This is a genomic window from Streptococcus parasanguinis, from assembly GCF_001073155.1.
In the GTDB taxonomy this organism is placed as follows: domain Bacteria; phylum Bacillota; class Bacilli; order Lactobacillales; family Streptococcaceae; genus Streptococcus; species Streptococcus parasanguinis_D.
This window is the reverse complement of the sequence record NZ_JVEE01000048.1, coordinates 1-23960: the sequence shown is the minus strand read 5'-3', so window position 1 is coordinate 23960 and position 23960 is coordinate 1. Positions and strand designations below refer to the sequence as shown.

The 23960-nt window shown below is 42.9% G+C and carries 24 protein-coding genes; 3 read left to right on the top strand and 21 right to left on the bottom strand.

The annotated features are described in order from the left end of the window. Positions 1 to 68: 68 nt before the first annotated feature. The 4 genes from ADH92_RS09105 to ADH92_RS09090 form a co-directional block, all read right to left on the bottom strand. The gene (locus ADH92_RS09105) at positions 69 to 3347 is read right to left on the bottom strand and encodes a pneumococcal-type histidine triad protein (protein ID WP_049498174.1); all 3279 of its coding nucleotides are present in this window, start codon (positions 3345 to 3347) and stop codon (positions 69 to 71) included. Positions 3348 to 3354: 7 nt separating this feature from the next. Beyond that, positions 3355 to 4290, bottom strand: coding sequence for a metal ABC transporter solute-binding protein, Zn/Mn family (locus ADH92_RS09100; protein WP_152904308.1), 936 nt, complete (start codon positions 4288 to 4290; stop codon positions 3355 to 3357). 352 nt (positions 4291 to 4642) lie between these two features. Next, the gene (locus tag ADH92_RS09095; protein ID WP_049498172.1) at positions 4643 to 5626 is read right to left on the bottom strand and encodes a Gfo/Idh/MocA family protein; all 984 of its coding nucleotides are present in this window, start codon (positions 5624 to 5626) and stop codon (positions 4643 to 4645) included. 16 nt (positions 5627 to 5642) lie between these two features. Then, positions 5643 to 6905 (bottom strand): DUF6287 domain-containing protein, encoded by a 1263-nt coding sequence (locus ADH92_RS09090; protein ID WP_049498171.1) that lies wholly within the window; start codon positions 6903 to 6905, stop codon positions 5643 to 5645. 248 nt (positions 6906 to 7153) lie between these two features. On the opposite strand from ADH92_RS09090, the gene ADH92_RS09085 reads away from it, so the two are divergent. Together ADH92_RS09085 and ADH92_RS09080 are read left to right on the top strand one after the other, a co-directional pair. Further along, positions 7154 to 7675: a DUF2975 domain-containing protein gene (locus ADH92_RS09085; RefSeq protein WP_049498170.1), complete on the top strand. Its 522-nt coding sequence runs from the start codon at positions 7154 to 7156 to the stop codon at positions 7673 to 7675. Positions 7676 to 7685: 10 nt separating this feature from the next. Beyond that, positions 7686 to 7892, top strand: coding sequence for a helix-turn-helix domain-containing protein (locus ADH92_RS09080; RefSeq protein ID WP_003006064.1), 207 nt, complete (start codon positions 7686 to 7688; stop codon positions 7890 to 7892). Positions 7893 to 8092: 200 nt separating this feature from the next. On the opposite strand, the gene ADH92_RS09075 is transcribed toward ADH92_RS09080, so the two are convergent. From ADH92_RS09075 to ADH92_RS09000, 17 genes are all read right to left on the bottom strand, one after another. Continuing rightward, complete coding sequence (locus ADH92_RS09075) at positions 8093 to 9985, bottom strand: acyltransferase family protein (protein ID WP_049498169.1); 1893 nt, start codon at positions 9983 to 9985, stop codon at positions 8093 to 8095. Between the two features lie 67 nt (positions 9986 to 10052). Next, positions 10053 to 12044: a methionine--tRNA ligase gene (metG, locus tag ADH92_RS09070; protein WP_049498168.1), complete on the bottom strand. Its 1992-nt coding sequence runs from the start codon at positions 12042 to 12044 to the stop codon at positions 10053 to 10055. Between the two features lie 160 nt (positions 12045 to 12204). Continuing rightward, entirely contained in the window at positions 12205 to 12897 is a 693-nt protein-coding gene (locus ADH92_RS09065) for a phosphoglycerate mutase (RefSeq protein ID WP_003012031.1), read from the bottom strand. 172 nt (positions 12898 to 13069) lie between these two features. Further along, complete coding sequence (locus tag ADH92_RS09060; RefSeq protein WP_049498167.1) at positions 13070 to 13579, bottom strand: hypothetical protein; 510 nt, start codon at positions 13577 to 13579, stop codon at positions 13070 to 13072. Between the two features lie 2 nt (positions 13580 to 13581). Next, entirely contained in the window at positions 13582 to 14382 is an 801-nt protein-coding gene (locus tag ADH92_RS09055; protein ID WP_049498166.1) for a hypothetical protein, read from the bottom strand. 45 nt (positions 14383 to 14427) lie between these two features. Next, on the bottom strand, positions 14428 to 14556 hold the full coding sequence (locus ADH92_RS11510) for a hypothetical protein (protein ID WP_003006046.1): 129 nt from the start codon (positions 14554 to 14556) through the stop codon (positions 14428 to 14430). A 129-nt stretch (positions 14557 to 14685) separates the two neighbouring features. Beyond that, complete coding sequence (locus tag ADH92_RS09050) at positions 14686 to 15132, bottom strand: Fur family transcriptional regulator (RefSeq protein ID WP_003006041.1); 447 nt, start codon at positions 15130 to 15132, stop codon at positions 14686 to 14688. A gap of 456 nt (positions 15133 to 15588) precedes the next feature. After that, entirely contained in the window at positions 15589 to 15864 is a 276-nt protein-coding gene (locus ADH92_RS09045) for an HU family DNA-binding protein (protein ID WP_003006038.1), read from the bottom strand. 110 nt (positions 15865 to 15974) lie between these two features. Further along, complete coding sequence (locus tag ADH92_RS09040) at positions 15975 to 16808, bottom strand: DegV family protein (protein WP_049472934.1); 834 nt, start codon at positions 16806 to 16808, stop codon at positions 15975 to 15977. 89 nt (positions 16809 to 16897) lie between these two features. Continuing rightward, positions 16898 to 17626, bottom strand: a complete 729-nt coding sequence (locus ADH92_RS09035) for a metallophosphoesterase (RefSeq protein ID WP_049498165.1) — start codon at positions 17624 to 17626, stop codon at positions 16898 to 16900. A 20-nt stretch (positions 17627 to 17646) separates the two neighbouring features. After that, positions 17647 to 19305, bottom strand: a complete 1659-nt coding sequence (gene recN / locus ADH92_RS09030; protein ID WP_049498164.1) for a DNA repair protein RecN — start codon at positions 19303 to 19305, stop codon at positions 17647 to 17649. A 6-nt stretch (positions 19306 to 19311) separates the two neighbouring features. After that, positions 19312 to 19746 carry an arginine repressor gene (locus tag ADH92_RS09025; protein ID WP_003006022.1) on the bottom strand — a complete coding sequence of 145 codons (435 nt, stop codon included), beginning with the start codon at positions 19744 to 19746 and terminating at the stop codon, positions 19312 to 19314. Then, positions 19736 to 20554 (bottom strand): TlyA family RNA methyltransferase, encoded by an 819-nt coding sequence (locus ADH92_RS09020; RefSeq protein WP_049498163.1) that lies wholly within the window; start codon positions 20552 to 20554, stop codon positions 19736 to 19738. Before ADH92_RS09020 ends, ADH92_RS09025 begins: the two co-directional genes overlap by 11 nt. Next, positions 20547 to 21422, bottom strand: coding sequence for a polyprenyl synthetase family protein (locus ADH92_RS09015; protein WP_049498162.1), 876 nt, complete (start codon positions 21420 to 21422; stop codon positions 20547 to 20549). The genes ADH92_RS09020 and ADH92_RS09015 overlap by 8 nt, the downstream gene beginning before the upstream one ends. After that, entirely contained in the window at positions 21419 to 21631 is a 213-nt protein-coding gene (locus ADH92_RS09010; RefSeq protein WP_049498161.1) for an exodeoxyribonuclease VII small subunit, read from the bottom strand. The genes ADH92_RS09015 and ADH92_RS09010 overlap by 4 nt, the downstream gene beginning before the upstream one ends. After that, on the bottom strand, positions 21609 to 22949 hold the full coding sequence (gene xseA / locus ADH92_RS09005; RefSeq protein ID WP_049498160.1) for an exodeoxyribonuclease VII large subunit: 1341 nt from the start codon (positions 22947 to 22949) through the stop codon (positions 21609 to 21611). The genes ADH92_RS09010 and xseA overlap by 23 nt, the downstream gene beginning before the upstream one ends. Positions 22950 to 23101: 152 nt before the next feature. After that, positions 23102 to 23299: a type 2 periplasmic-binding domain-containing protein gene (locus tag ADH92_RS09000; RefSeq protein ID WP_049498159.1), complete on the bottom strand. Its 198-nt coding sequence runs from the start codon at positions 23297 to 23299 to the stop codon at positions 23102 to 23104. A gap of 205 nt (positions 23300 to 23504) precedes the next feature. On the opposite strand from ADH92_RS09000, the gene tnpA reads away from it, so the two are divergent. Then, the coding region (gene tnpA / locus ADH92_RS08995) for an IS200/IS605 family transposase (protein ID WP_049498158.1) at positions 23505 to 23960 on the top strand (456 nt) is incomplete at its 3' end.

Below are 23960 nucleotides of genomic sequence, written 5' to 3'. Positions count from 1 at the left end.
CGGAGGTGGGACGACGAAATCGAATTCTAACGAATTACCGATTTCTGTCCCACTCTCTTTTCTATTTTCTATTGGTTCTGAGGAGACGGAGTATCTGGCGTGCTTGCTTCTGTTACAGGTGCGCTTGCAGGCTCTGTTTCTGTCTCAGTTGTGGCAGGCTTGCTTCCTTCTAAAGCTGCTGCTTCTTTTTCCACCGGAGTTTCTGTAGCGACAGGCGTTTCAACCGTGGTAGCTGGTTTGCTCGCTTCGCTTGCAGATGGCGTTGCTGCCAACTCTGCCTGGAAGGCTTGGATGGCCTGTAGTAAAGCTGCTTTATCACTCTTTGGATTAGCCAATTGGTCAAAGAGAGCTTCTAAGCGATCAAATACCGCATCACTAGCTCCCTTGTCCTGCAATTGTTGGTGCAAGGCCATCAATTGGTTATAGAGCTGTTGATAAAGCGCGACATCCCCAATTTGAGGTTCTTCGGTTTTCTTTTGTTTTTGCTTTTCAATGGTATCACTGATTTCGCGTAGAAGTGCTTCCCCACTTGAAATAGCCTTGTCTGGATCAGATTCTTTTCCAAGTTGAGCCAAGCCTGTTTCAAAAGCCGTTCGTTTACCTTGGTCTTCGACTTGTGGCAAGAGCGACTGGATTTGCTCTAAGAGGGCTGTCAAAATCTTGTTCTGTTGACGGGCTTCTGTTGCCTTATCCAACTCTCCATACAAGCCTTTGAGGAAATCATAGACCGCTACGTTGTAGGATGGGGTTTGACTTCCTTTTTGATCCAAAACTGTTTTTTCAATAGGATAGGTTTGGCCTTTATCTTGGGAGAAGAGCTGGTCAATAGCTTGCTTAGTTTGGTAGAGCTCCATAAAGTGAGACTTGGAATCCCAAGCTTCTTCAAAGGCTTGAGCTCGGTAGAGCTTCAAGGCTAGATCTGCTGCCTTAGTGCGGAGTTCTGGTGTCAAGCGCGCATCGCTCAAGCTTTGGTAGAAATACTTGAGGTAATCGACCGATGTCACACCCGTCCGATCTTGCATCTCCTGAACAGCTTCTAATAGCTTCCCTTCCTGCTCTAGACGCTTACTGTCCTTGGCAGCATAGGCTTCCTGCAGTTGAGAGACCAACTCTTCCTTCTTCAATTGGAAGGCTTCTGTGTCTAGCAAGCGCACTTGTTCCAGCAATTCTTGGTAACGACGGTCCAAGGCTGTCTCTTCTTTTGGCTTGACCGCTTGAGTCGCATGAATGTACTGCGCATCAACCTGTTTGAGACTTGCCAGATAGCCCTCTGTTGAGTTACTTGGGAAACTCTTGACATTTTCCAAGAAGTGGCCCAAGATGAGCTCAATCCGTCTTTGTTGCAATGGATCAGAAGCATAGAGGCTGCGGCTTTCTGCTAAGAGCTGGTTGACCCTGTCCTCTACGACTTTCTTGTCCAAGTCTCCTTTTTTATATGGCGATTGGATGGTTGGAAGACGGTGGGCTAAGTAGTCTGCTAGTCCTGCTGAGCGTACCTTGATGTAGTGGTTGTGATCGCCATGCGGGATGACAAACTGACCATTTTCAATCTGGAGGCTATATGGAGAAATCCCTGAACGAAGCGCTGTTGCATAGAGTTCATTGATAAAGTCTAGTTCAGGATTGCCAGTTTCAAGTGGGATGCGGACATGTTCCTTCCGAACGGCATAAGGATGGATGTGGGTCGGATCGTATTCTTGGTCTGGATTGTTAAAGACAAAGAAACCATTGGAAATCTTGATGGCCTCGCGAGGGACACCGTAGGTCTTGCTGATGTACTGGATCTTTTCCTCATCTGAGGCATCACGAGAATAGGTCGCAACATCATCTGTCAGGGGCTGACCCTTGTCCTCTTCTTTCTTACCAGCTAGAGTTGCCTCTGCTGCTGCAATCTCTTGAGGTGAGAGATCCTTCTTGTAGAAGTAATGGGCATGGTCTCCGTGAGCGACCATATATCCCTCGTCATCCTTGCTGATGACATGGTCAGCATGGAAACCATGATCATGTTCGCCTTCATGATGATGGTCATGATCGGCTTCATGGTCCTCATAGTCATGCTTGTGATGAGGATCTTCCTTCTCATGGTCGTGGTCATGATCAGGATCAACTGGTTTTGTGCTCGGATTTGAAGGCAAGCCTGGACTTACTTCTGTTGGACTACTAGATCCTTGAGCACGAAGCAATTGGAATTGCCGCGCCAACTCACGCTCTAAAGGCGATAAGGAGCTGTATGGGATAAAGTGGAAATGATCCCCATGAGGGTAGACAATCCCTTGATCGGTCCACTTGGTAATCTTGCTTGGATCAAAGACAGAACCATCAGACTCCACATGACGAGAAGACAACGGGGCTTTCTGCAATTCTTCGATCAAGTTGGTCAGGGTTAGACTCGGTTTAGATGCAGCCGGTTTAGAAATCGTTGGGGTCGTCTGTGTATTGGTTGGACTGGATGACGGCTGGTTGCTCGCTTGCTTCCCAAGGCTTGGAGAGGCTTGATCTGGAGTAGCTTGCTCTGTGCTTGCTCCAGCTAGGTGTGAGTTCCCAGCCTGATGACCGGCTTGACCACCTAAGACGGAGAGGGCTGCTGCTAACTCTCCAGCAGATAAAGCACTCTTTGGAATATAATGGAAATGGCCACCATGGGGCACAATAAAGCCATCCCCTGTATCTGAAATGACATCTCCAGGGCTAAAGACATAACCATCGTCCGTACGGTAGCCACCTCCTGTATGGTTCTTAGCCGTCAGCATCTCAAGGGTCTTACCTTCTTTCAGCGCTTGACTCGGTTGACGGAAGTCACGGGTCTTGCCTGCCTTGTGCGAGGAGCTCGCTTGCACCGATCCCGTTTCCCCTTCTTCTTTGGTGCCTCCCTTTTGCTGTTGGGCAATCTCTTCGATCGAGCGCACATTGACTGTATGTTGGGCATCCTTTAAGTAGAGATAGTATTTCCCAGCGCGTTTGATAATATAGCCATCCTTGACCTTGCTCACGATATCCGCTTCTTGCAGCTGGTAAGTTGGATCCCGCAAAATCAACTCTTCACTAAAGATGGCATCAAATGGAACCTTGCCGCTGTAGTAATGAAAATGATCCCCATGAGAAGTGACAAAGCCTTCATCTGTAATCTTGATGACAATCTGCTCTGCCTGGGTCTTTTCCTTGGCATTGACCGCTTCGATGCTGTCTTCCTTTTTGCTGGAGGAAGTCGCTGACGATTTCTTGTCCGCTTGCAAATACTGAATCTGATTCTTTTTCTCTTCCTTGACTTGTGGTTGCTGACTGAGCGCATAGGCACAGAGTCCTAACCCCAAGGTCGCTACAATTCCAATCGTTCCCTTTTTCTTCATTCTTGATTTACTCCTCTAATTCCTTGGCTAAAGTCGCCATAGTTTCTTCTAAATTTTCTAATAGATCCTTATCGTTTTGTGGATCGGCTTCCAGTGGATCCAAGACCTTGACACGCGCCCCTGTTGCCTTGGCGATACTATCTGCCACTTTTGACGACGTGTGCTTTTCCACAAAGATCGTTTTCACCTTGTAGTCTTTGACAAACTGCTGGATCTCGGCCAATTGCCGAGCGGTCGGTTCTTGCTCTGGGGAAATCCCTGCAATCCCTAACTGCTTGAGACCAAAGCGTTTAGCCAGGTAAGAAAAGGCCGTATGCTGGGTCACAAAAGTCTTTTGCTTGGCCTTGTCAAAGAGAGGCTGGTAGCGGGCTACCAGTTCCTCACAGCGCTTTTCAAGCTTTTGAGCATTGGTCTGATAGCGCTCCTTGTTCTTTGGATCAATCTCTCCCAAGCGCTGGGCGATGATCTTTCCTTCCTCTGCGATTTTTACAGGATCCAACCAAGTATGCGGATCATACAAGTGCTTGGCTTCTTTTCCCTGACCAGCCTCGACATCCTCTAATCCAGCCACCTTATCAAGGGTCATTCCTTGGCTACCTTCGATCACTCGCAACTTGGAACCTTGAAGATTGGGATCTAAGCGACCGGCCCAAGATTCCAGGGTCTGAGAATGATAGACAAAAACATCCGCATCATAGATCTGGGCCACTTCTTTGGTAGAGGGTTCATAATCATGGATCCCTGCACCTGACTGAACCATCCAGATGTCATTTTGATCGCCAGAGATTTCCTTGACCAGGGCATAGATGGGATAAAAACTCGTGACAATTTTAAGACCTTTTTTAGAAGGGGGCTTGCCCGCATTTCCTTGACTTCCACAAGCTGTCAGCAGAAAGAAACCGAGAAACAAGAGTCCCAGAACCTTCATTCTTCTCCTATTCATCCTTCACCTCTTTTTCATTTTTATTAACTAGTTTATTAATCAGTTAATTAACTAGTTAATAATACTGCGAATCATTTGCTTTGTCAAGCTTTTTTTACATTTTTTTCCTTTTAATGCTAGAGACTAACAGTTGCCTAGACTCCACGAGCCTTACTTGCAGTAAAAAAGAGAGTGGGACAGAAATCGGTAATTCGTTAGAATTCGATTTCGTCGTCCCACCTCCGCACAGTTGAGTAGGGCTGTAAAAGCTGATGAAATCAGCGTAGTAGAGCCCACTCAACCACTGCGTCTTGATCGACAATCCAAAAATAATTGAGAGGCTAGGACTTTTGTCCCAGCCTCTTTCCGAACTTTATTCTTCTTCTGGGTAAACCAAGCCCCAGTCTTTGCGGAGTTGAGTCATGAGGTCCATGACATCGCGGCTGTAGTTTAGGTAGAGATGATTTTCCCTTCCTGCGACTGCTGCTTCCATATCAAGGACTTCATACTGGAGGGCTTTGGCAGTTTCTCCTGCTTCGATCACTTCTTGTGAACCATCTTCCGTATAGGTGATGACCGCTTTTTGGCCACGCGGGTATTCGTAGAGTTCGATATAGCCCTTGTCATAAGCGATTGTCCCACGTTTCGGTTGTTTGGCGTGAAGACTCAGCGTCACCGTCGCCATTTCCCCTTCACGATTCGTAAGAAGGATCCCTGCTTGTTCATCAACACCAGTCGGTGCCAGCTTGACCTGTGAAACCATCTCTGTCGGCTGTGAGGTCATAAACCAACGGACGAAAGATAGGGCATAGACACCGATGTCCAGTAGAGCACCACCTGCCAGATTGCGATTGAAAAAGCGATTGGTCATATCGTATTCTTTATAGGAGCCGAAGTTCATCTGGATGACCTTGAGAGGGCCTAGCTTGCCACTTGCCACAATTTCAGAGAGTTTCCGATAAATAGGCATATGGAAAATGGTCATGGCTTCTGCCAGTTTGACATGGTTTTCTTCAGCAAGCTTTATCGCTTCTGCCAATTCCTCACTGTTGAGAGTGATGGACTTTTCGCAGAGCACGTGTTTGCCAGCTGCGAGGGCCTTGCGGAGACACTGGATATGAGTATTGTGAGGGGTTGAGATATAGATGATATCCACTTCAGGATCCTCAAAGACTTGGTCAATTTCATGATACACCTTTTCGATCCCGTATTTCTCAGCGAAGGCTACCCCCTTGTCATAGGTACGATTGGCAACGGAATAGAGTTTCCCACCAAGCGCTTCAAGGGCTTGCGCCAATTCATTGGCAATAACGCCAGTTCCAAGACTAGCCCACTTATAGTTGATATGATGGCCCATGGATTAATCTCCTTTTTTATTGACGGTAGAAATATTGATCAGCCGGGTAGTTGCCTGCAGATTGAGTGACCACTAGACGTGGCTTGCTGGTATCAGACTGGTCTCCATCTGGATTTTGGAAACCGATTTTCAGAAGTCCAATCGCAGCACCAGTCTCACCCATCTTCATCTCAACATAAGGGATCTTGCTCTTCTTATCCGAGTCCGCAACAGCCTTGAGGCTGCCTTGGCCCTTGACTTTTCCGTCTGCTTGGATGACGATTTCAGCACCCTTGCCATTGCGCCAGGTTCCAGCTAAGCTTGAGAAGTCGCCTCCGTTAATGGCCGCAATATCCAAGTCTTTCTCTTTTTTCGGTTGTGGGTAAGCTTTCCACCACTCTAGATGGTAATCACGGTAGGCCGCATCCCCAAAGAGAATCCGACGTTCTTGGGAAGCTACTCCGTCAGGACCTGTCACACCCGCTGGGATCAAGTACAAGGTTTGCTCTTGCCCTTGGATCGCAGTCGCATTTGCCCCTGTGAAATAAACTTCATAATAGCCTTTTCGCTTCTTGGGATCTTTTTCTTTATTGAACAAGTAACTTGCCCGAGTGCCTCCACTCCAGAAAGTCCAGCCAGTCTCCCCATTTACAATACTTGGAAAGGCATTGGTCTTGTTTTGGTAATATTCTTCTGGAGTATAGCCATAAAGTTTAAAACCGGAATCTGCGATTTCCTTTTCATAGGCCTCATTGGAATAAGCACCCTCAAACGGTGAGAGATTGCCATCAAGGACGACATCATTGGGATCTGTCGATTTGAAAAAATCCTCCCGATTGGCAAAGACCATCTCGTGGTCAGGATTTTTATCAGACATGGTGACCGTGATCAAAGGCTTCTTGTCTGTCTTGTATTTGAAGACACGAACAGTGACTGTAAAGTCAGTATTGCCATCGGACTTTTTCATCTTGCCTGTCGAAACTTTGTTAGACCCTTCGACCTTCCAATCTGTACTAAATTCAGCGGATACCTTGCCGTCAGCCGTTTGGTAATCGATCTTCCAGGCCTTGCCTTTTTTCTCGATTTTGGCTTCATCCCGTTCATTAGAGACATAGTCACCACTCAGGTCAATAGCTTTTTCCTTTGGCTTGGTGACCTTCTTACTGGTCTGGTTAAATTCCTTTTTATGGTCTGGTTGGATGTTGGAGCTAGAGTAGAGATAGACTCCACCGATCAGAACAACTGCTCCGACAAGCCCCAAAATCGGCCCCAGGTATTTTTTCTTCCACTTAAGATTCATTTTACTACCTCCATGGAATAAGATCTTTACACTAGTATACCCTAAATCGAAAGTATAGTAAAATTCCCCTCTATGTAGTGGTTTCCCAGGTTTGAACTGACTAGTTTTAGTAGAAAATACCTGTTTATCAAAAATAATATTTTGTTTATCATTATTTTTTTATCGTTTTTCGATACTTTTTTATTGACTATTTTTTTATAAGGAGTATACTATAAGTGAAAAATAAATAAACTTCAAGGAGGCTTGCGATGAAAAACTCAAAAACCTTAAAAAATGTCATTGAAGTCTTGACGGCTTTCATTTACTTCTGTGGCTTTATGACCCTGGCTGCACTGGTCGTCCACCTGCTTTCCCGCATGGGGCTTTTCAAAGATCTCATTCAATCAGGTCGCTTGTCCTTTGATGCGAATGGCATCCAACTCTTCCCCAAACATCCGCAACCTCTCTGGCAGTTGCTCTTCCCACTAGCCTCAAGCGCTATCTATATTTACCTTCTCATCACCATTCGCAGCTTCCTCCAAAATCTCTACCAAGAAAAGATCTTTTCTCACTCCAACATTGATCTTTGCAACCGAGCTTGGAAGATTCTCTTGGTCTTGTCCTTTATGTCTGGCACACTTGAAACCAGTGGAAATGCTTATCTCCTTCCCTTCACTTTCCAATTTACCTTTAACACAGGGCTTCTCCTTGCCGTTCCAATCGTCTGGGTCTCTGGAAAGATTTTAGAGAGAGGGATTGAGATTGCTGAAGAAAATGAGCTAACCATTTAAGGAGGGTACCATGATTATCGTCAATCTAGATGTCATGCTGGCCAAGCGGAAGATGAAATCCAACGAGCTAGCCGACAAAATCGGCATCACCACAGCCAACCTCTCCATCCTCAAAACCGGCAAGGCCAAAGCCATCCGCTTCACCACCCTTGAAGCCATCTGCAAAGAACTCGACTGCCAGCCAGGAGACATCTTGGAATACCGGCCAGATGAATAGGAATAAGAAAATATACTTAAAATATTATTTTAAGTAAAACTAACTAATTCTTTCTATAAAAAAACGCATAGTGATATGGTATTTAAAGACCATATCACTATGCATTTTTATAATGTTAAAGAAAGGTTGTCCAGTATTAAAAAGATACTCAAAAAAACCAAGCAATCTATTGAATGTTCTTAAATGAACTTTTCTCATTTTTACTGAGTCTTATTCTTAAACAGATTATCAACCCACAACTTACTATACTGAATAGCACCCACCTCATTGGGATGGAAACCATCAGCTTCAAACCATTCTGTATCGTGGGGAGCCGATAGCTGATACCATGGTACTAGTGTCAAGTTTTTATATTTTTTTGCTGAATCTTCAAGTAATTTATTCACTTGATTCGTCCACCAGTAAGTCGAACTTGGAAGATTGATCGTTGTCCAGTAAACTTTCTTCCCATCAAGAATTTTCATTATCTGCGATACTTGTGACTCGTTTAGAACACCTTGTCCTCCTTGATTTGTTCCAATCGATAGAATGACAGTTTTAACATCTGGATGTTGTTCAACAAGAGACTGAATATGAGAGATAGTATCTTCAGGTGCAATTCCAAATGTAGCATCCATAACCATATTCGGAAATACTTCTGAGAGATTATTATAAGTCTTAGTAAAAATTGAGTCTCCAATAGCTAGGATAGGGGTTTGACTAGCTTGGTAGAGTTGATAAGTTGTCACATCATACTTTTTAGCTAATTCTTCATATGGAGCAAGATCTTCATTACTAACTTTATTTTTTATTAGCTTCGTAGTTTTAATTTTCTTGTTTTTTGCAGCTTCAATCACTTTTTGATTTGACTTAATATCTTGCACGATCTTGTTTTGGGCCTTATCTGAATTCGGTGAAAGAAATACGATAGCCATTGAAATGGCTACTAAAGAAGCCATAGCATAGATTCGAACTTTATCTTTTGAAAAGCCATTTTTTGAGATGACATTTTTTATTTTACAAAATAGCTTACAATAATTTACACGACGTAAAGGTACTTCAACAAATCTAAAAGAAAGTTCAGACAATCCAATGATCAGTACTAAAGAAAAGAAATAGTAAAATATCCCATGTCCTAATCGAGTTTCCATTAAAACCAACACTGGCATTTGCCACAAATATATACCATATGAACGTTTTCCAATATAATCAAATAATCTATTAGAAAATAATTTTTCAATACCAAAATTTGGAGAAACGACTAAGGCAACAAGTAATATTGAGCAGAAACTAAAAAATAACATACCTCCTCGATAGGTAATCCATGAACGATCGGGTAATAAAAACAGAAATACTAAAATAATTGAAAAGAGTCCAATAAAGAATTTAGAAATGAAGCGTCTTCCTTTTTCATTGGGCCGTAGTCCTATAACTTTATCACTCGGCCAAATAAATGCAAGGGCAGCCCCCAGTAAAATACTAAATAAGCGTGTATCTGTTCCATAATAAATTCTTGACGGATCCTGATTGGAATGGTACAAAACTGCCATCTCTAAGGCTGAAATGATTGCAAATAGGACTAGAGCTCTAAATATTTTCCATCTATCTTTTACTTTGCGAATTAAAAACAGACAGACAACTGGCCAGACTAAATAGAACTGAGCTTCAATTGCCAAGCTATAAAAATGGCTAAATGGAGCTTCTGCCATTAATCTTGTAAAATAAGATGCCCCCTTATCAATCTGCCACCAGTTATTAAACATTAAAACACTAGAAACAAATACCATTCGTAAGTGGTTTAAAAAATTGGACTGAAACAAGAAAGTATAAAGGCCCGTGACAAGAATAACGAATATCATAGCCGGATATAGTCTTTTTATACGTCTCCTATAAAAACCAATTACATCAATCTGTTTATTATCCTTATACTCTTGTAACAATAAATCTGTTATTAAATAACCTGAAACTACAAAAAATAGAACAACTCCTAGATAGCCGCCTTTTACCTGTTGAGGAAACATGTGGTAAAGAATAACAAATATGACTCCTAAAGATCTGAGGCCATCGAATCCACGAATATATCGTCTTTTCAAAAATAATTTCCTTTCAAACATTTACTATTTCTCATTACAAATGATAGAATTCAAAAAATGTACCTGCATATAGGATGAATAATATTTTCTACCCAATAATGCTTCCATTTGGAACAGATGGATCAACCGTTAAGACTGTTAATTGATCTCCGTATTCTGCGGAAAGAATCATGCCTTGGCTGACATATTTCTTCATCATCTTACGTGGTTTAAGGTTGGCTACGATTTGGAGTTTCTTGCCGACCAATTCTTGTTCATTTGGATAGAATTTCGCGATACCAGAAAGGATTTGACGGTCTTCGCCATCTCCTGCATCTAGGCGGAAGCGAAGCAATTTGTCTGAGCCTTCGACGCGTTCCACTTCTTTGACCTCTGCTACACGGATTTCAACCTTGTCAAAGTCTTCAAATTTAATCTCGTCTTTTTCAGACTTGAGTTCCACTTCTTCTGGAATCCATTCTTTTTCTTGTGGTTTTCCAGCAGTCATTTGAGATTGGATGTAGGCAATTTCTTCTTCCATGTCGAGACGTGGGAAGATTGGAGTTCCTTTGGCAACCACTGTGACATTTTCAGGGAAGCCTGCTAGGGTCAAGTTTTCAAGATCGAAGTCCAAGCCCAATCCTAGTTGTTCCATGATGGCATTTGAGGTGTTCATCATGAATGGTTGGATCAAGTGAGCCACAACACGAAGGCTAGCTGCTAAGTGAGCCATGACCGCTGCCAATTGTTCCTTGTCACCATCTTCTTTAGCGAGGACCCAAGGAGCAGTCTCATCGATGTACTTGTTGGTACGAGAGATGATGTTCCATACGGCTTCCAAAGCGCGTGGGTAATCAACCGCGTTCATTTGCTTGTGGTATTCAGCGATGTTTTCTTCAACCACCTTGGCCAAATCTGCATCAAATGCTGTGACATTTTCGACATAAGCCGGAACTTGACCACCAAAGTATTTGTTGATCATGGCTACCGTCCGGTTGAGGAGGTTTCCAAGGTCATTAGCCAATTCATAGTTGATGCGAGCCACGTAGTCTTCTGGGGTGAAAGTCCCATCAGAACCAACTGGAAGGCTACGCATGAGGTAGTAACGAAGTGGATCCAAGCCGAAGCGTTCCACCAACATTTCTGGGTAGATGACATTCCCTTTAGACTTAGACATCTTGCCGTCTTTCATGACAAACCAACCATGGCCAATCAAACGTTCTGGCAATTTGATATCCAACATCATGAGAAGGATTGGCCAGTAGATGGAGTGGAAACGAAGGATGTCTTTTCCGACCATGTGGAAGACCGTTCCGTTCCAGAATTTGTCAAAGTTTTCATGATCTTCTTGGCCATAACCAAGAGCCGTCACATAGTTAAGCAGAGCATCAAACCAAACGTAGACAACGTGTCGAGGATTGGATGGAACTGGGACTCCCCAGGTAAAGGTAGTACGAGATACCGCCAAATCTTCCAAACCGGGCTCGATGAAGTTTTTCAACATTTCATTGAGACGGCCATCTGGCGTGATGAAATCAGGTTGGGATTTGAAAAACTCAACCAAGCGGTCTTGGTATTTGCTGAGGCGGAGGAAATAGGACTCTTCAGAAACCCATTCTACTTCGTGGCCTGATGGGGCTACCCCACCGATGACCTTGCCATTCTCATCACGGTAGACCTCAGCCAATTGGCTTTCTGTAAAGAACTCTTCATCAGAGACTGAATACCAACCAGAGTATTCACCAAGGTAGATGTCGTCTTGAGCCAGCAAACGTTCAAAGACTTGGGCCACCACTTTTTCATGGTAGTCGTCTGTTGTACGGATGAATTTATCATATGAGATATCGAGTAATTGCCAGAGTTCTTTCACTCCAACGGCCATCCCATCTACGTAAGCTTGCGGTGTAATCCCAGCTTCTTCTGCTTTTTGCTGGATCTTTTGACCGTGCTCATCGAGACCAGTCAGGTAGAAAACATCGTAGTTCATCATGCGTTTGTAACGCGCCAAAACGTCACAGGCAATCGTTGTATAAGCTGAACCAATATGCAATTTACCAGATGGGTAATAGATAGGGGTTGTGATGTAGAATGATTTTGTCATTTTCTTTTCCTTTCAGGGCTAATGGAACCCAATTTAGTAACACTCTATTATAACATTTTTAGGAGACCCTGAAAACCCAAAACCAGCTAGGATCTAAGGAAGACAAGCAAAAAAGCTGACCGAAGTCAGCTTTCTATGATTGATAACGAATCACGCTATCTTACTTTCCAAGATAGTATTCTTTTACAACGTTCAATTTTTCGTCAAATTCGAATACCAATGGTGGGAAGTTAGGGATTTCCACATCCATGATTTCGTCGTCTGACAATTGTTTGATGTGTTTTACAAGAGCACGGATTGAGTTACCATGTGCTCCTACGAATACGTTTTTACCGTCTTTAAGAGCTGGAGCGATTTTATCTTCCCAGAATGGAAGGGCACGTTCCAAAGTAACTTTCAAGTTTTCAGCATCTGGGATCACTGAATCGTCAAGTGAAGCGTAACGACGGTCAGTGTGTGCTGAGTGTTCATCATCACGGTCCATTGCAGGAGGCAATACATCGTAAGAACGACGCCAGATGTGAACTTGTTCATCACCAAATTGTTCAGCAGCTTCTGCTTTGTTTTTACCAGTCAAACCACCGTAGTGACGTTCGTTCAAGCGCCATGATTTTTCAACTGGAACCCACAATTGGTCAGAAGCTTCAAGAGCTAAGTTAGTCGTTTTGATCGCACGTTTCAATACTGAAGTATAAGCTTGGTCAAATTCGATACCAGCTTCTTTGATCAATTTACCAGCGTCGATCGCTTGTTGTGTACCTTTTTCAGACAAATCAACATCAGCCCAACCAGTGAAAAGGTTAGCTTTGTTCCATTCAGACTCACCGTGGCGAGCAAAAACCAATTTTACCATTAGATGGATCTCCTTTTTATTCTCCGAGGTTTCCCCCGTTTATCTATTCTATTCTACTAGATTTTCAGTAAAAAATCTAGTGGCGACCATAGAAAAGTGCAATTTCTCACAAAAAAGAGCCTGACGGCTCTGGTTTGAAAATGAGGAATGTTTCTTCTTTCACTTAGACAGGCTACTCTGTTGCTTGATTCTCTTCAGTCAAGGAATTTCGTTGTTCAATCATTTTTCTTAAATCTTTTAAATCACTATACATATGAACCATATAAATTAGCAGACAAAGATAAACACCAAACCCCAAATTATAATAAACTTTTTGAATTGTTAATGAAAATGCAGCATATATTAGAATAACACTACAAGATAGGTGAATCAAAAAAGATTGCAGGCTAGCCAAAAATGGATACCCCTTTTTTTCAAAAGAATCATGAATAATATAGGCTATAACAGGTAAAACAATTAATAGTATGAGAGAAATAATAAAGTAAGAATTCACCACACCTTTAAATTCTTGCCCCCAAAATACTGAGTTGCTTTTTCGAAATAGAAAAACCTGTGAATCATCTGAATACGAATAATAAAGACCATTCAAAAATGGAAATCCAACAATTGATAGAACTAGAACAATATACAACGCAAGCTCCCAGACTAAACTAAGATTACTTTCTTGTTTTGTTTCTGACATCTTTAATTCCTTTCCTTAACCACTCTGTCTTCAATCTCAACCTCATCGAAATTCGAATCTGTCACAGTTCCTAAGACATAGAGACCATTTGGCAAACTCGATGTTTGTACAATCGCTTCTAATTCATCCTTAAATCGGATATGATCCCTCTTCACACCTTTAGGTAATGTCACTTGAACATATAGGACATCATTATCTAAAGCTTCTTTTACCGGAAAACCATACCATCCTCCAAGAACAGTCCGTCCCTTCTTCGCCGATTGTTTCTCGTAATCTTTAAGCCAATGTATCCCGCCAATATACTTTATTTTACTTGAAATACCAAGTTTTAATTCAACCTTCGATCCTTTTAAGATAGAATTTTGATCTATTTTTTTCTTTAATTCCTGCTCCAACTTTTTTCTCTCAGGATTCAATTCTAGGGCTTTTTCAAGAATGGGTACATACGTGCTAGGAGGCTCACTATACATTCCTATTGAATCACCAAGCAATCCAAAACGTACTTCTTTAGCTACAGGTGGATAATATGGCAAAATGACTTGTTCCAACATCATTTGTTTCTTCAATGGAATAGAGATGACTTTCCCATTAATCGTTTCAGAATAGGTATAATTAGCATTAATCACTAGTTTTGATTCACTTGTAATCGAAAGGCCCGTGATCCGAACCTCTCCTGAATAATGATTATTCTTGTAGATTTCCTTGATATTTGATTCTAAATTTTTATAAAAACAAATAGTTAAAAGGATAAAAAAACCAACAATGACCAGTAAACTTTTTAGTTTTTCACTCTTTATCTTCATTTTTTAAATCTTTCTATAAGTCCTTATCTCACAAACATTGTTACTCTATCCAACTATATGAGGGGCCGTTTTCAAGAAAAAGAAAGACCATATAGCACCAATCATAAAAATGGTCACTGCCGCTAAGGCATAGACCTGCCACATCTTCCAAGAAAAATTCTCCAGCTTCTTCATCTCGTTCTCCTTTTGTTTGATCGTAAAAGTATATTATATCATGATTTTCCCTATTTTTCTCCCGGTATAAAATATAGGCAGGCTTTCATTGCATCAAAAAAGAGCCTGACGGCTCTGCTTTCTCTCACACTAATTTTTCTGACAGTCGGGGCAAATGCCATAGACGGTCATCTGGGTCTTGGTGATCTGGTAGCCACTTTGACTGGCTGCTTCTTCGCGAAGATCTGGGACTTCAATGTCCACATCTGCGATACGACCACATTTTTCACATACCACATTCAAATGGTCATGCCCCATGAAATCAAAATAGGTCGTGGTATCATTGCGAACCTTGATCTCAGAGACAACCCCCTCATCAATTAAAACCTTGATATTGTTGTAGACAGTTGCTAGACTCATGCTTGGAAACTGAGGCAATAAATCACGATAGATCTTCTCAGCGCTTGGATGTTCATGACTCGCCACTAAATAGGAAAGAACTGCTCTGCGGGTATCGGTAATCCGAATGCCCTTAGCACGCAAATTTTGCAAGACTTCTTCCACGCGCTCTTCTTCATGACGATGCAATGCGTTCACTATGATTCCCCCTTTCCAATATGATTTAACCGATTCGTTACCCTTATTATATCATGTTTCAAAATAAATCACTATTTAGAATGCTTTTAATTAAAAAAAATGTCCGGGGGACATTTTTTTCACGAGCCTAAAAATGGAAAAGCGAGCTTATGTCCAGGGGACATTGATTCACGAGCCTGAAATAGATTCATCTACTCTCAACCGATCCAACTGGTCATCCAGCGCACGGTTCCTAGGATCATTTTGACCACGAGGATCATAAAGCAAAATTCCAGTACAAACCACAGCCCTTTCAGTAGATACAAAATAGGTCGGATAAACAACAAGGCAAAGAGGCCTAAAATGAATCGCATGGTCTTTTCTCTCTCCTTCTTTTTTCCTATTATACCCTTATCCTATAGAGCTGTCCAACAAAAAAAACATCCTAGAAATCTAGGATGGCTTTTCAAAATGCAATTATTTAACTGCTTCTTTAAGAGCTTTACCAGCTTTGAATGCTGGAACTTTAGAAGCTGCGATTTTGATTTCTTTACCAGTTTGTGGGTTGCGACCTTTACGAGCTGCACGTTCACGAACTTCGAAGTTACCGAAACCGATCAATTGAACTTTTTCACCTTTTGAAAGGTATTCTGAAACTGCTGCGAATACAGCATCAACAGCTGCTGCTGAATCTTTTTTAGTCAATTCTGTAGCTTCTGCCACTTTTGCGATCAAATCTTGTTTGTTAGCCATTTAACAAATCCTCCAAATTTTTTTAGGCTTTACGCCTTAACAGTACTATAATATCTAAAAAAAGCCTTTAGGTCAAGTACTAAACCTGTTTTTTCAAACATTTATTCAGCTTATTCGTAGCGTACCAAAACTGCAAATGCATTCTCACCTGTATGGGTTTGAATAATCGATCCAGTTTCGAGAACTGGGATTGCTTTTTCAACGAGAGATTGCAACTGAGCCTTCATTTCATTGGCCCACTCTGGTGTCCCTGCGTAAGAAATCCCGATCTCAGCCACCTTACTATGGGAAAGTTTCTCTACCAATTCATCCAACCATTTCTTAAAGGTCTTGTTTCCACGGCCCTTGACGATTGGTTCCAACTGATGGTCCTTCATTTGCATCACCACACGGATGTTAAGAAGCGAGCTCAAAAGTCCGGTAACACGGCCAATCCGACCACCTTTAACTAGATTTTCCAAGGTAGATACGCCGATATACAACTCTGTCTTTTCTTTGACTTCTTCGATACGAGCTAAAACGGTGTCTAGATCTGCTCCTTCTTTAGCCAACTTAGCTGCCTCAACCACTTGGAACTTCATAGCTTGGTCTGTAAAGCCACTATCAATCACAGTTACTTCTGCCCCTGACAAGGTTGCCCCTTGACGAGCCGCCTCTACGGTTCCTGACAGGGCATGAGACATATGAATCGAAACGATATGAGCTCCGTCTGCTGCTAACTTTTCATACACCTCCGCAAAGACTCCAACGGGTGGTTGGCTGGTCTTTGGAAGATTTTTGCTAGACTGCATTAAGCGCAAGAAGTCCCCTTCGCCCAACTCACTGTCGGAATAAAGGACTCCATCCACCATAACAGAAAGTGGCACAATGGTAATGCCATATTCTTCAACCACTTCAGGCTCAATTGTAATAGATGAGTCTGTAACTATTTTAATATTTGCCATATATTTCTATACTCTTCCTAAGAATGTTCTGCTTTCATTATATCAAAAAACACGGGGTTTTGCAGTGAAAGATATCCATTCCTGCTTCCTCAGTCGTCTGCGGCAGAAAAACCTGTATTATGAAGGACATGGTCATGGACAATGCCTTGATCATCCAAGAGCAATCCATGGAGGACTCCACCAAAGACAGCGCCCCCATCGACACCCATCTTCTGATCTGAAATCCAAAGATTTTCGGTGCCGACTGGCTCATTGAGCAGTCCATAGACTGGTGTATGGCCAAAGACGATCCATTTACCTGTATGATTCTCCGATTCATGGAATGGTTTTCGGATCCAGACCTTTTGGTAATCACTGGTTTCTCGCCAATTTTCAAGGGTTAGATCCACACCAGCGTGGACAAAATAATAGGTCTCAGTCTCGTAGTCAAAAGGCAAACTACGGATGAAAGCCACCAAGTCAGGAACGGCATTTTCTACTGCTTGCGCATCCGCAATGCCATCTACAGGAGCATCGAGTGGCCGGCCTAACAGAGAGTTGATGGTCGTATCGCCACCATTTCTTCGGTAGTGGTCATAACGCTCTTCTGGATTGTCCAACCAGGCTAAAAACATGTACTCGTGATTCCCGGAAAGGCAAACAGCTCCGTGATGGTCTACGTAGTCCTTTACGATTTCAATTGATCGTTTGCTGTTTTCGCCTCGATCTATCAGATCCCCTAAAAAGACCAATTGAGCTTTTCCATCCCACTCTGTCATGAGCTCTTCTAGCATTTGTGCTTTTCCGTGAATATCTCCGACTACAAAGTATGTTGACATTGTTTCAAACCTTCTTTCTCTTAACGCTTGAGAAGTTGCTCTGCTTGTTGACGGGCAGCTTCCGTTAGATCCTCTCCTGCCAGCATCTTGGCAATTTCTTCGATTCGTTCTTCTCTATTGAGCAAACGCACAGTAGATACAGTTGAGTGTTCATCACTGATTTTCTCAATATAGAATTGATAATCTGCTGCAGCGATGACTTGAGGCAGGTGAGAAATGGCAAGCACTTGGCCATTTTGACCAATCTTATGAATTTTCGCTGCGATGGCTTGGGCCACGCGCCCAGAGACCCCTGTATCCACCTCGTCAAAGACGATACTGGTTTTTCCTTCTTTTCGAGAAAAAGCAGACTTAATGGCCAACATCAAGCGTGACAATTCTCCACCAGATGCTACCTTGACAAGGGGTTTAAAGTCCTCACCTGGGTTGGTCGAAATGTAAAATTCGACAGCTTCATTTCCCTCACGATTAAACTTAGCCTTGCTAAAACGCACTTGAAAACGCGCCTTGTCCATGTAGAGATCTGCCAATTCTTGCTGGATTTCATTTTCCAAGGCTTGGGCCAAAGTATGCCGCTGATCACTCAAATCTTGAGCCAAGGTGACCAAACTCTTTTCCAAACGTTTGAGTTCTTTTTCCAAGTCCTCAGACGAGAGGTCACTTCCGGTGAGGAGGCTATATTCTTTGGTGATTTGCGCCAGGTATTCCAAGACGTCCTTGACTTGGCCACCATACTTGCGCGTGATGGAGTGGATCAAATCCAAACGCGATTCCACCTGCATGAGGCGATTGCCATCAAACTCCAGACCATCAACCACATCTTCTAAGCGCTTGGTAATATCCTCAAGGGCATAGAAGGTTTCTGATAACTGGCTTGAGAGCTCTTTGTAGCTGGGATCATATTCTTCGATGCTCTCCAGATCATTCATGGCTGATCGAACATTGGAGAGGCTCGAAAATTCTTCTGCATCCAGCATAGTATAGGCATTGGTTAGGGTATCTGCAATCATCTTGTGATTGAGCAGGCGTTGGCGTTCTTGCTCCAGACGCAGGTCCTCATCCACTTCCAAGGCAGCTGCCTCAATCTCTGCAATTTGAAACTCCAACATCTCAATACGGGCCTTGTTTTCCTGCTGGTTGCGCTGGAGTTCCACCACTTGTTTGCGCAGGCATTTGTAGTCTTCGAAGGTCTGACGATAAGCGTCTTTGGTTTGGAAAAAGGCTGCATCCCCAAATTCATCCAGCATAGCGATATGCAATTGGGGCCGCATGAGTTCTTCCTGATCATGCTGGCCATGGATATCCACCAAATGTTGACCGACTGCCTTTAAGACAGACAAATTCACCATCTGACCATTGATCCGGCTGACACTTCGTCCATTTTGCAGGATCTCTCGGCGAATAATCAATTCATCGGTCCACTCTAGTCCTTGCTCTTCAAAAAGAGCCGTCAAGTGGCGATTGCTCTCAACGGTGAAGAGCCCTTCGATTTCCGCTTTTGGGGCTCCGTGTCGAATGACATCCGTCGTTGCACGGCTTCCCAGCATCATGTTCATGGCATCGATAATGATGGATTTCCCTGCACCTGTTTCCCCTGTCAGTACCGTCATTCCCTTTTCAAAATTTAAGGAAATCTCTTCGATAATGGCAAAGTTCTTAATCGAAATTTCTAATAGCATAGGCTCTTACCACCCAAAGATTGATTTGAGGATATTCTCTGCTTCTGGAGCTGAATAGGCGATCAGCAAGATCGTATCATCATCTGCAACAATACTAAAGATATGCTCCTTATAAATCTCCCGCAAGCGACGTTTGACTAAAGGCGCTGTCCCTGGAACCATGGTGAAATTGACATATTCTCCCATGCGACGATGAGACAAGATATTGCTTTCAATCATCCCAATCCCTTGGTGGTGCTTACGTGGCAATTCATAGACATAGGTCATGTCTTTTAGAGGGCGTTTTACAATGCCCAATTCTTTGATATCCCGTGACACCGTCGCTTGGGTTGCTGAGATGCCTTCTTCTTTCAAATGTTCGACGATCTCTTCTTGCGTCCCCACTTCATGATCGCGAATGAAACGACGAATTTTTTCTAATCTGATATTCTTACTCTTCATGTTTAAATTCCTTGTGTGCCAGGTCCACAACAGCCTCCAGCTGCTCTGTAGTTGGCTTTGTTTTCTCTTCTTTTTTTTCTAGATACATCAAAAATTCGATGTTGCCATGGCCTCCTTGGATAGGGGAATAATCCACTCCCATCACGGAAAAGCCATGTGTTCCTGCAAAAGCAACGACCTTTTCCAGAACGGCTAAATGAATCTTAGGATCCTTAATGATCCCATTTTTCCCGATCTGTTCGCGTCCTGCCTCAAACTGAGGTTTCACCAAGGCCACGACTTGTCCATTATCTGCCAAAATCCGGTGAAGGGCTGGCAGAATCAAGTCCAAGGAAATAAAGCTGACATCGATACTCGCAAAGCTCGGTGTCGCTTCAAAATCATCTGGCTCGGCATAGCGGAAATTGAACTGTTCCATCGAGACCACCCGAGGATCATTGCGCAATTTCCAGGCCAACTGATTGGTCCCGACATCCACCGAAAAGACCTGGCTGGCTCCGTTTTGCAGCATGACATCTGTAAAGCCACCTGTAGAAGCTCCAATATCAATCGCAATTTTATCCTCTACAGATAAACCGAATTGGTTCAGGGCTTTTTCTAATTTAAGACCGCCCCGGCTGACATATTTGAGCTTTTCGCCTTTTAATTTCAACTCGGTTGCTTCATCAATTTTTTCACCCGGTTTATCGAAGCGCTCACCATTGATAACGGCAACGACAAGACCTGCCATCACCCCTCTTTTGGCTTGTTCGCGGGTATCAAATAGGCCTTGTTTATAGGCTAATACATCCACTCTTTCCTTAGCCATCTATTCGTAATCCTTCTATTAATTTCTTGATCGCTCGCGGATCAAAGTCACAAGCAGCTGTAATCTGATCCAACAAGTCCTCGCAAGCGTCTAATTCACTTGTCAGCAAAGCTTTTGATTCTTCCAATCCCAACAGGGCTGGATAGGTCGATTTTTCAGCCACTAAGTCCTTTTGAGGGGTCTTCCCCAAAGCTTCAAAATCAGCGACCAGATCCAAAATATCATCCCGTACTTGAAAAGCCAGGCCTAATTTTTTCCCAATTTTTTCTAAGAGCTGAGCAAAGTCTGCTTGCAACTCTAAAATCAAACCTGCTGCGATAAAAGGATAGGCAAGGAGGCGTCCTGTCTTATTGGCATGGATGGTTTGCAACTCTGCTAGCGTGAGCTGTTTGTGTTCCCCTTCCATATCAAGGACTTGGCCAGCTACCATTCCACGACTACCGGAAGCATCTGACAATTCAAGGATCAAAGAGACCTTGACCGCATCTGAAAGGGCACTCGCAGCAATCATCCCAAAGGGATCGAGAAAAAGCGCATCCCCTGCTAAAATCGCCAGGTCTTCTCCGAATTTCTTATGATTGGTCAATTGCCCCCGACGGTAATCATCATTGTCCATGGCAGGCAGATCATCGTGAATAAGGCTTCCTGTATGGATCATCTCTAAAGCTCCTGCCACTTGAAAGTGAGCCTCCGTCAATTCCTGTCCAAAGGCCTCTAATAATTCTAGAAGGAGCAATGGGCGCAGGCGTTTTCCGCCTGCCTGGATCGAATACAGGACCGACTCCACTAAATGGGGGGCGACGGCTTTCGCCTCATAAAAAGAGCGAACTGCTTGCTCTACTCTATTTCGTTTTTCTTCTTGTCTCATGCTAGATCCGCTTCAGTACCATCTGCTTGCATGACCTTGACCAAGGTTTTCTCTGCTTGATCCAAGGTATCTTGCAATTCTTTTGACAACTTCATTCCTTTTTGGAATTCTGTAATAGCTTCTTCTAAAGCCACATCACCATTTTCCAATTTTTGGACAATGGCTTCCAAATCTGCTAAGTTTTCTTCAAATTTCTTTTCTTTCGACATGTTTTACCTCTACTTCTAACTGGCCATCTCTCATGATGAGTGACAGCGGGTCCCCTTCTTTTACTTTCGCAACCGAGTCTAGAACCTGATCGTCTTGCTTAACCATGGCATAGCCACGCGCAATAATCCTACTGGTATCGAGCATCAAGAGGGCTTCTGATAAGCCTTGTACCTTGATCTTTTGCTCTTTTAGGACTTGTTCCATTCGGTTGGTTAAGATTCTCTTATCTTGGAGCAGGCGGTCTTGGTAGCGCTCGATGCGATGCAAAGGAGACATGGCTTCTAGGCGATGACGCAGACCTTGCAGTTGATTGGCCCCTTGTCCATAAGCATCACGCATTCCTTGTTTCAAACGCAATTGCAACTGGTCAATCTTTTGTAGGTAGCCATCATAGAGTCTTTCAGGCTGTCTAAAAATAACCGATTGACTTAATTTGGCCAAACGTTCACGATTATAGGCCAAGCGATTGGACATGGCTGTTGCCATGCGATTTTCCTGCTTTTGTAAATGGGACAAGAGATCCAATTTGGTCACTGGAGTAGCTAATTCAGCAGCGGCTGTTGGAGTAGCAGCTCGTCGGTCTGCTACAAAATCGGCTAGAGTCGTGTCTGTCTCATGTCCAACACTGGAGATAATCGGAATCCGCGATTCAAAAATGGCTCGCACCACTGCTTCTTCATTAAAGGCCCAGAGATCTTCAATCGAACCACCCCCACGACCAATAATCAAGACATCCAAATCATCCCGTTGGTTAGCTCTTTGAATATTAGCAACCACCTCACTAGATGCGCCTTCACCCTGAACCTTGGTCGGGTAGAGCACAATCTCAACACCAGGGAAGCGTCGGCTCACCGTTGTGATAATATCGCGAATCACGGCCCCGCTTTGACTGGTGATGACCCCGATCTTTCTTGGAAATTGTGGCAGAGCTTGCTTCCACCGATCCTGAAAGAGCCCTTCTTCGGTCAACTTTTTCTTGAGTTGCTCAAATTGGATGGCCAAGGCCCCTACCCCATCTGGCTCAGCCTTTTCAATGACAATGGAATAACTCCCACTTGGCTCATAGAGCTGAATGCGACCGATGACGTTGATCTTCATGCCTTCTTCTAGCTCAAAACCAAAGCTTCGATAAACCCCAGCCCAGACCGTCGCCTGAATAACCGCTTTTTCATCCTTTAATGAAAAATACTGGTGGTTGGGGCGTTTTCGGAAATTGGAGACCTGCCCTGTCAGATAAACCCTTTCCAAATAGGGATCCTTATCAAATTTTAATTTCAAATATTTGGTCAAACTTGATACGGATAAATAGTTGGACATAGGAACTCCTTTCTGCAGAATATGATCAAGTTTAATTATACCAAAAAACACCAAAAAAGGCTGGCAGACAAAGCGAAATCATGAATTTCCTTTCTCTACAAGCCTCATTTTATTCAAGTTGCTCTCTATTTGTCTGTTTGACACCAGCTTCCTTATTTTTCACACTTCTCTAACCGTTCAATAAAGGAGCTAAGAAGTGCTTTGGGTTCCCCTTCATTTGGATAGGCATAGCTAATATAGAAGACTGTTTTTTCCTCTTCAACCAGCGGAATTTTGACAAGATTTGGATATTCTGGAAAGAGAGTCAGATCGGTCATGAGACCAATTCCCAAATTTTCTTCGATGAACACAAATCCTATTTAGGATACAACAAAAAGACAAGTCACAAGACTTGTCTTTTTCTTCTTATGTGACTTTCAGTCCGTCTCGCTCCGTTAGGTGCGAGACAAAAAAACCACCCGCTATGCGGGTGCGCATCGAAGGTTATACCAAAAAAACTCCAAACGCGATACAATTAAGGTGTTCAAGCCAATTGTAAAGCGAAAGGAGAAAAATATGGCTCAAAAATCACATAGTTTATCACACACAAAATGGATGTGTAAATATCACATTGTGTTCACCCCTAAGTATAGACGAAAAGTGATCTATAATCAATATCGAAGTAGTTTGGGAGAAATATTCCATAGATTATGTAGTTATAAAGGTGTTGAGATTATCGAAGGCCATTTAATGCCAGATCATGTTCATATGTTGGTAAGCATTCCACCTAGAATTAGTGTTGCAAGCTTCATGGGATATTTAAAAGGTAAAAGTGCTCTAATGATGTTCGATAAACACGCAAATCTGAAATATAAGTTTGGAAATCGACATTTTTGGGCAGAGGGATATTATGTAAGTACAGTTGGCCTCAATGAAGCCACAATAAAGAAATACATTCAGGAACAAGAGCGAAAAGATATTGCTTTAGATAAGTTGAGTGTAAAAGAATATGAAGATCCCTTTAGGGATAGT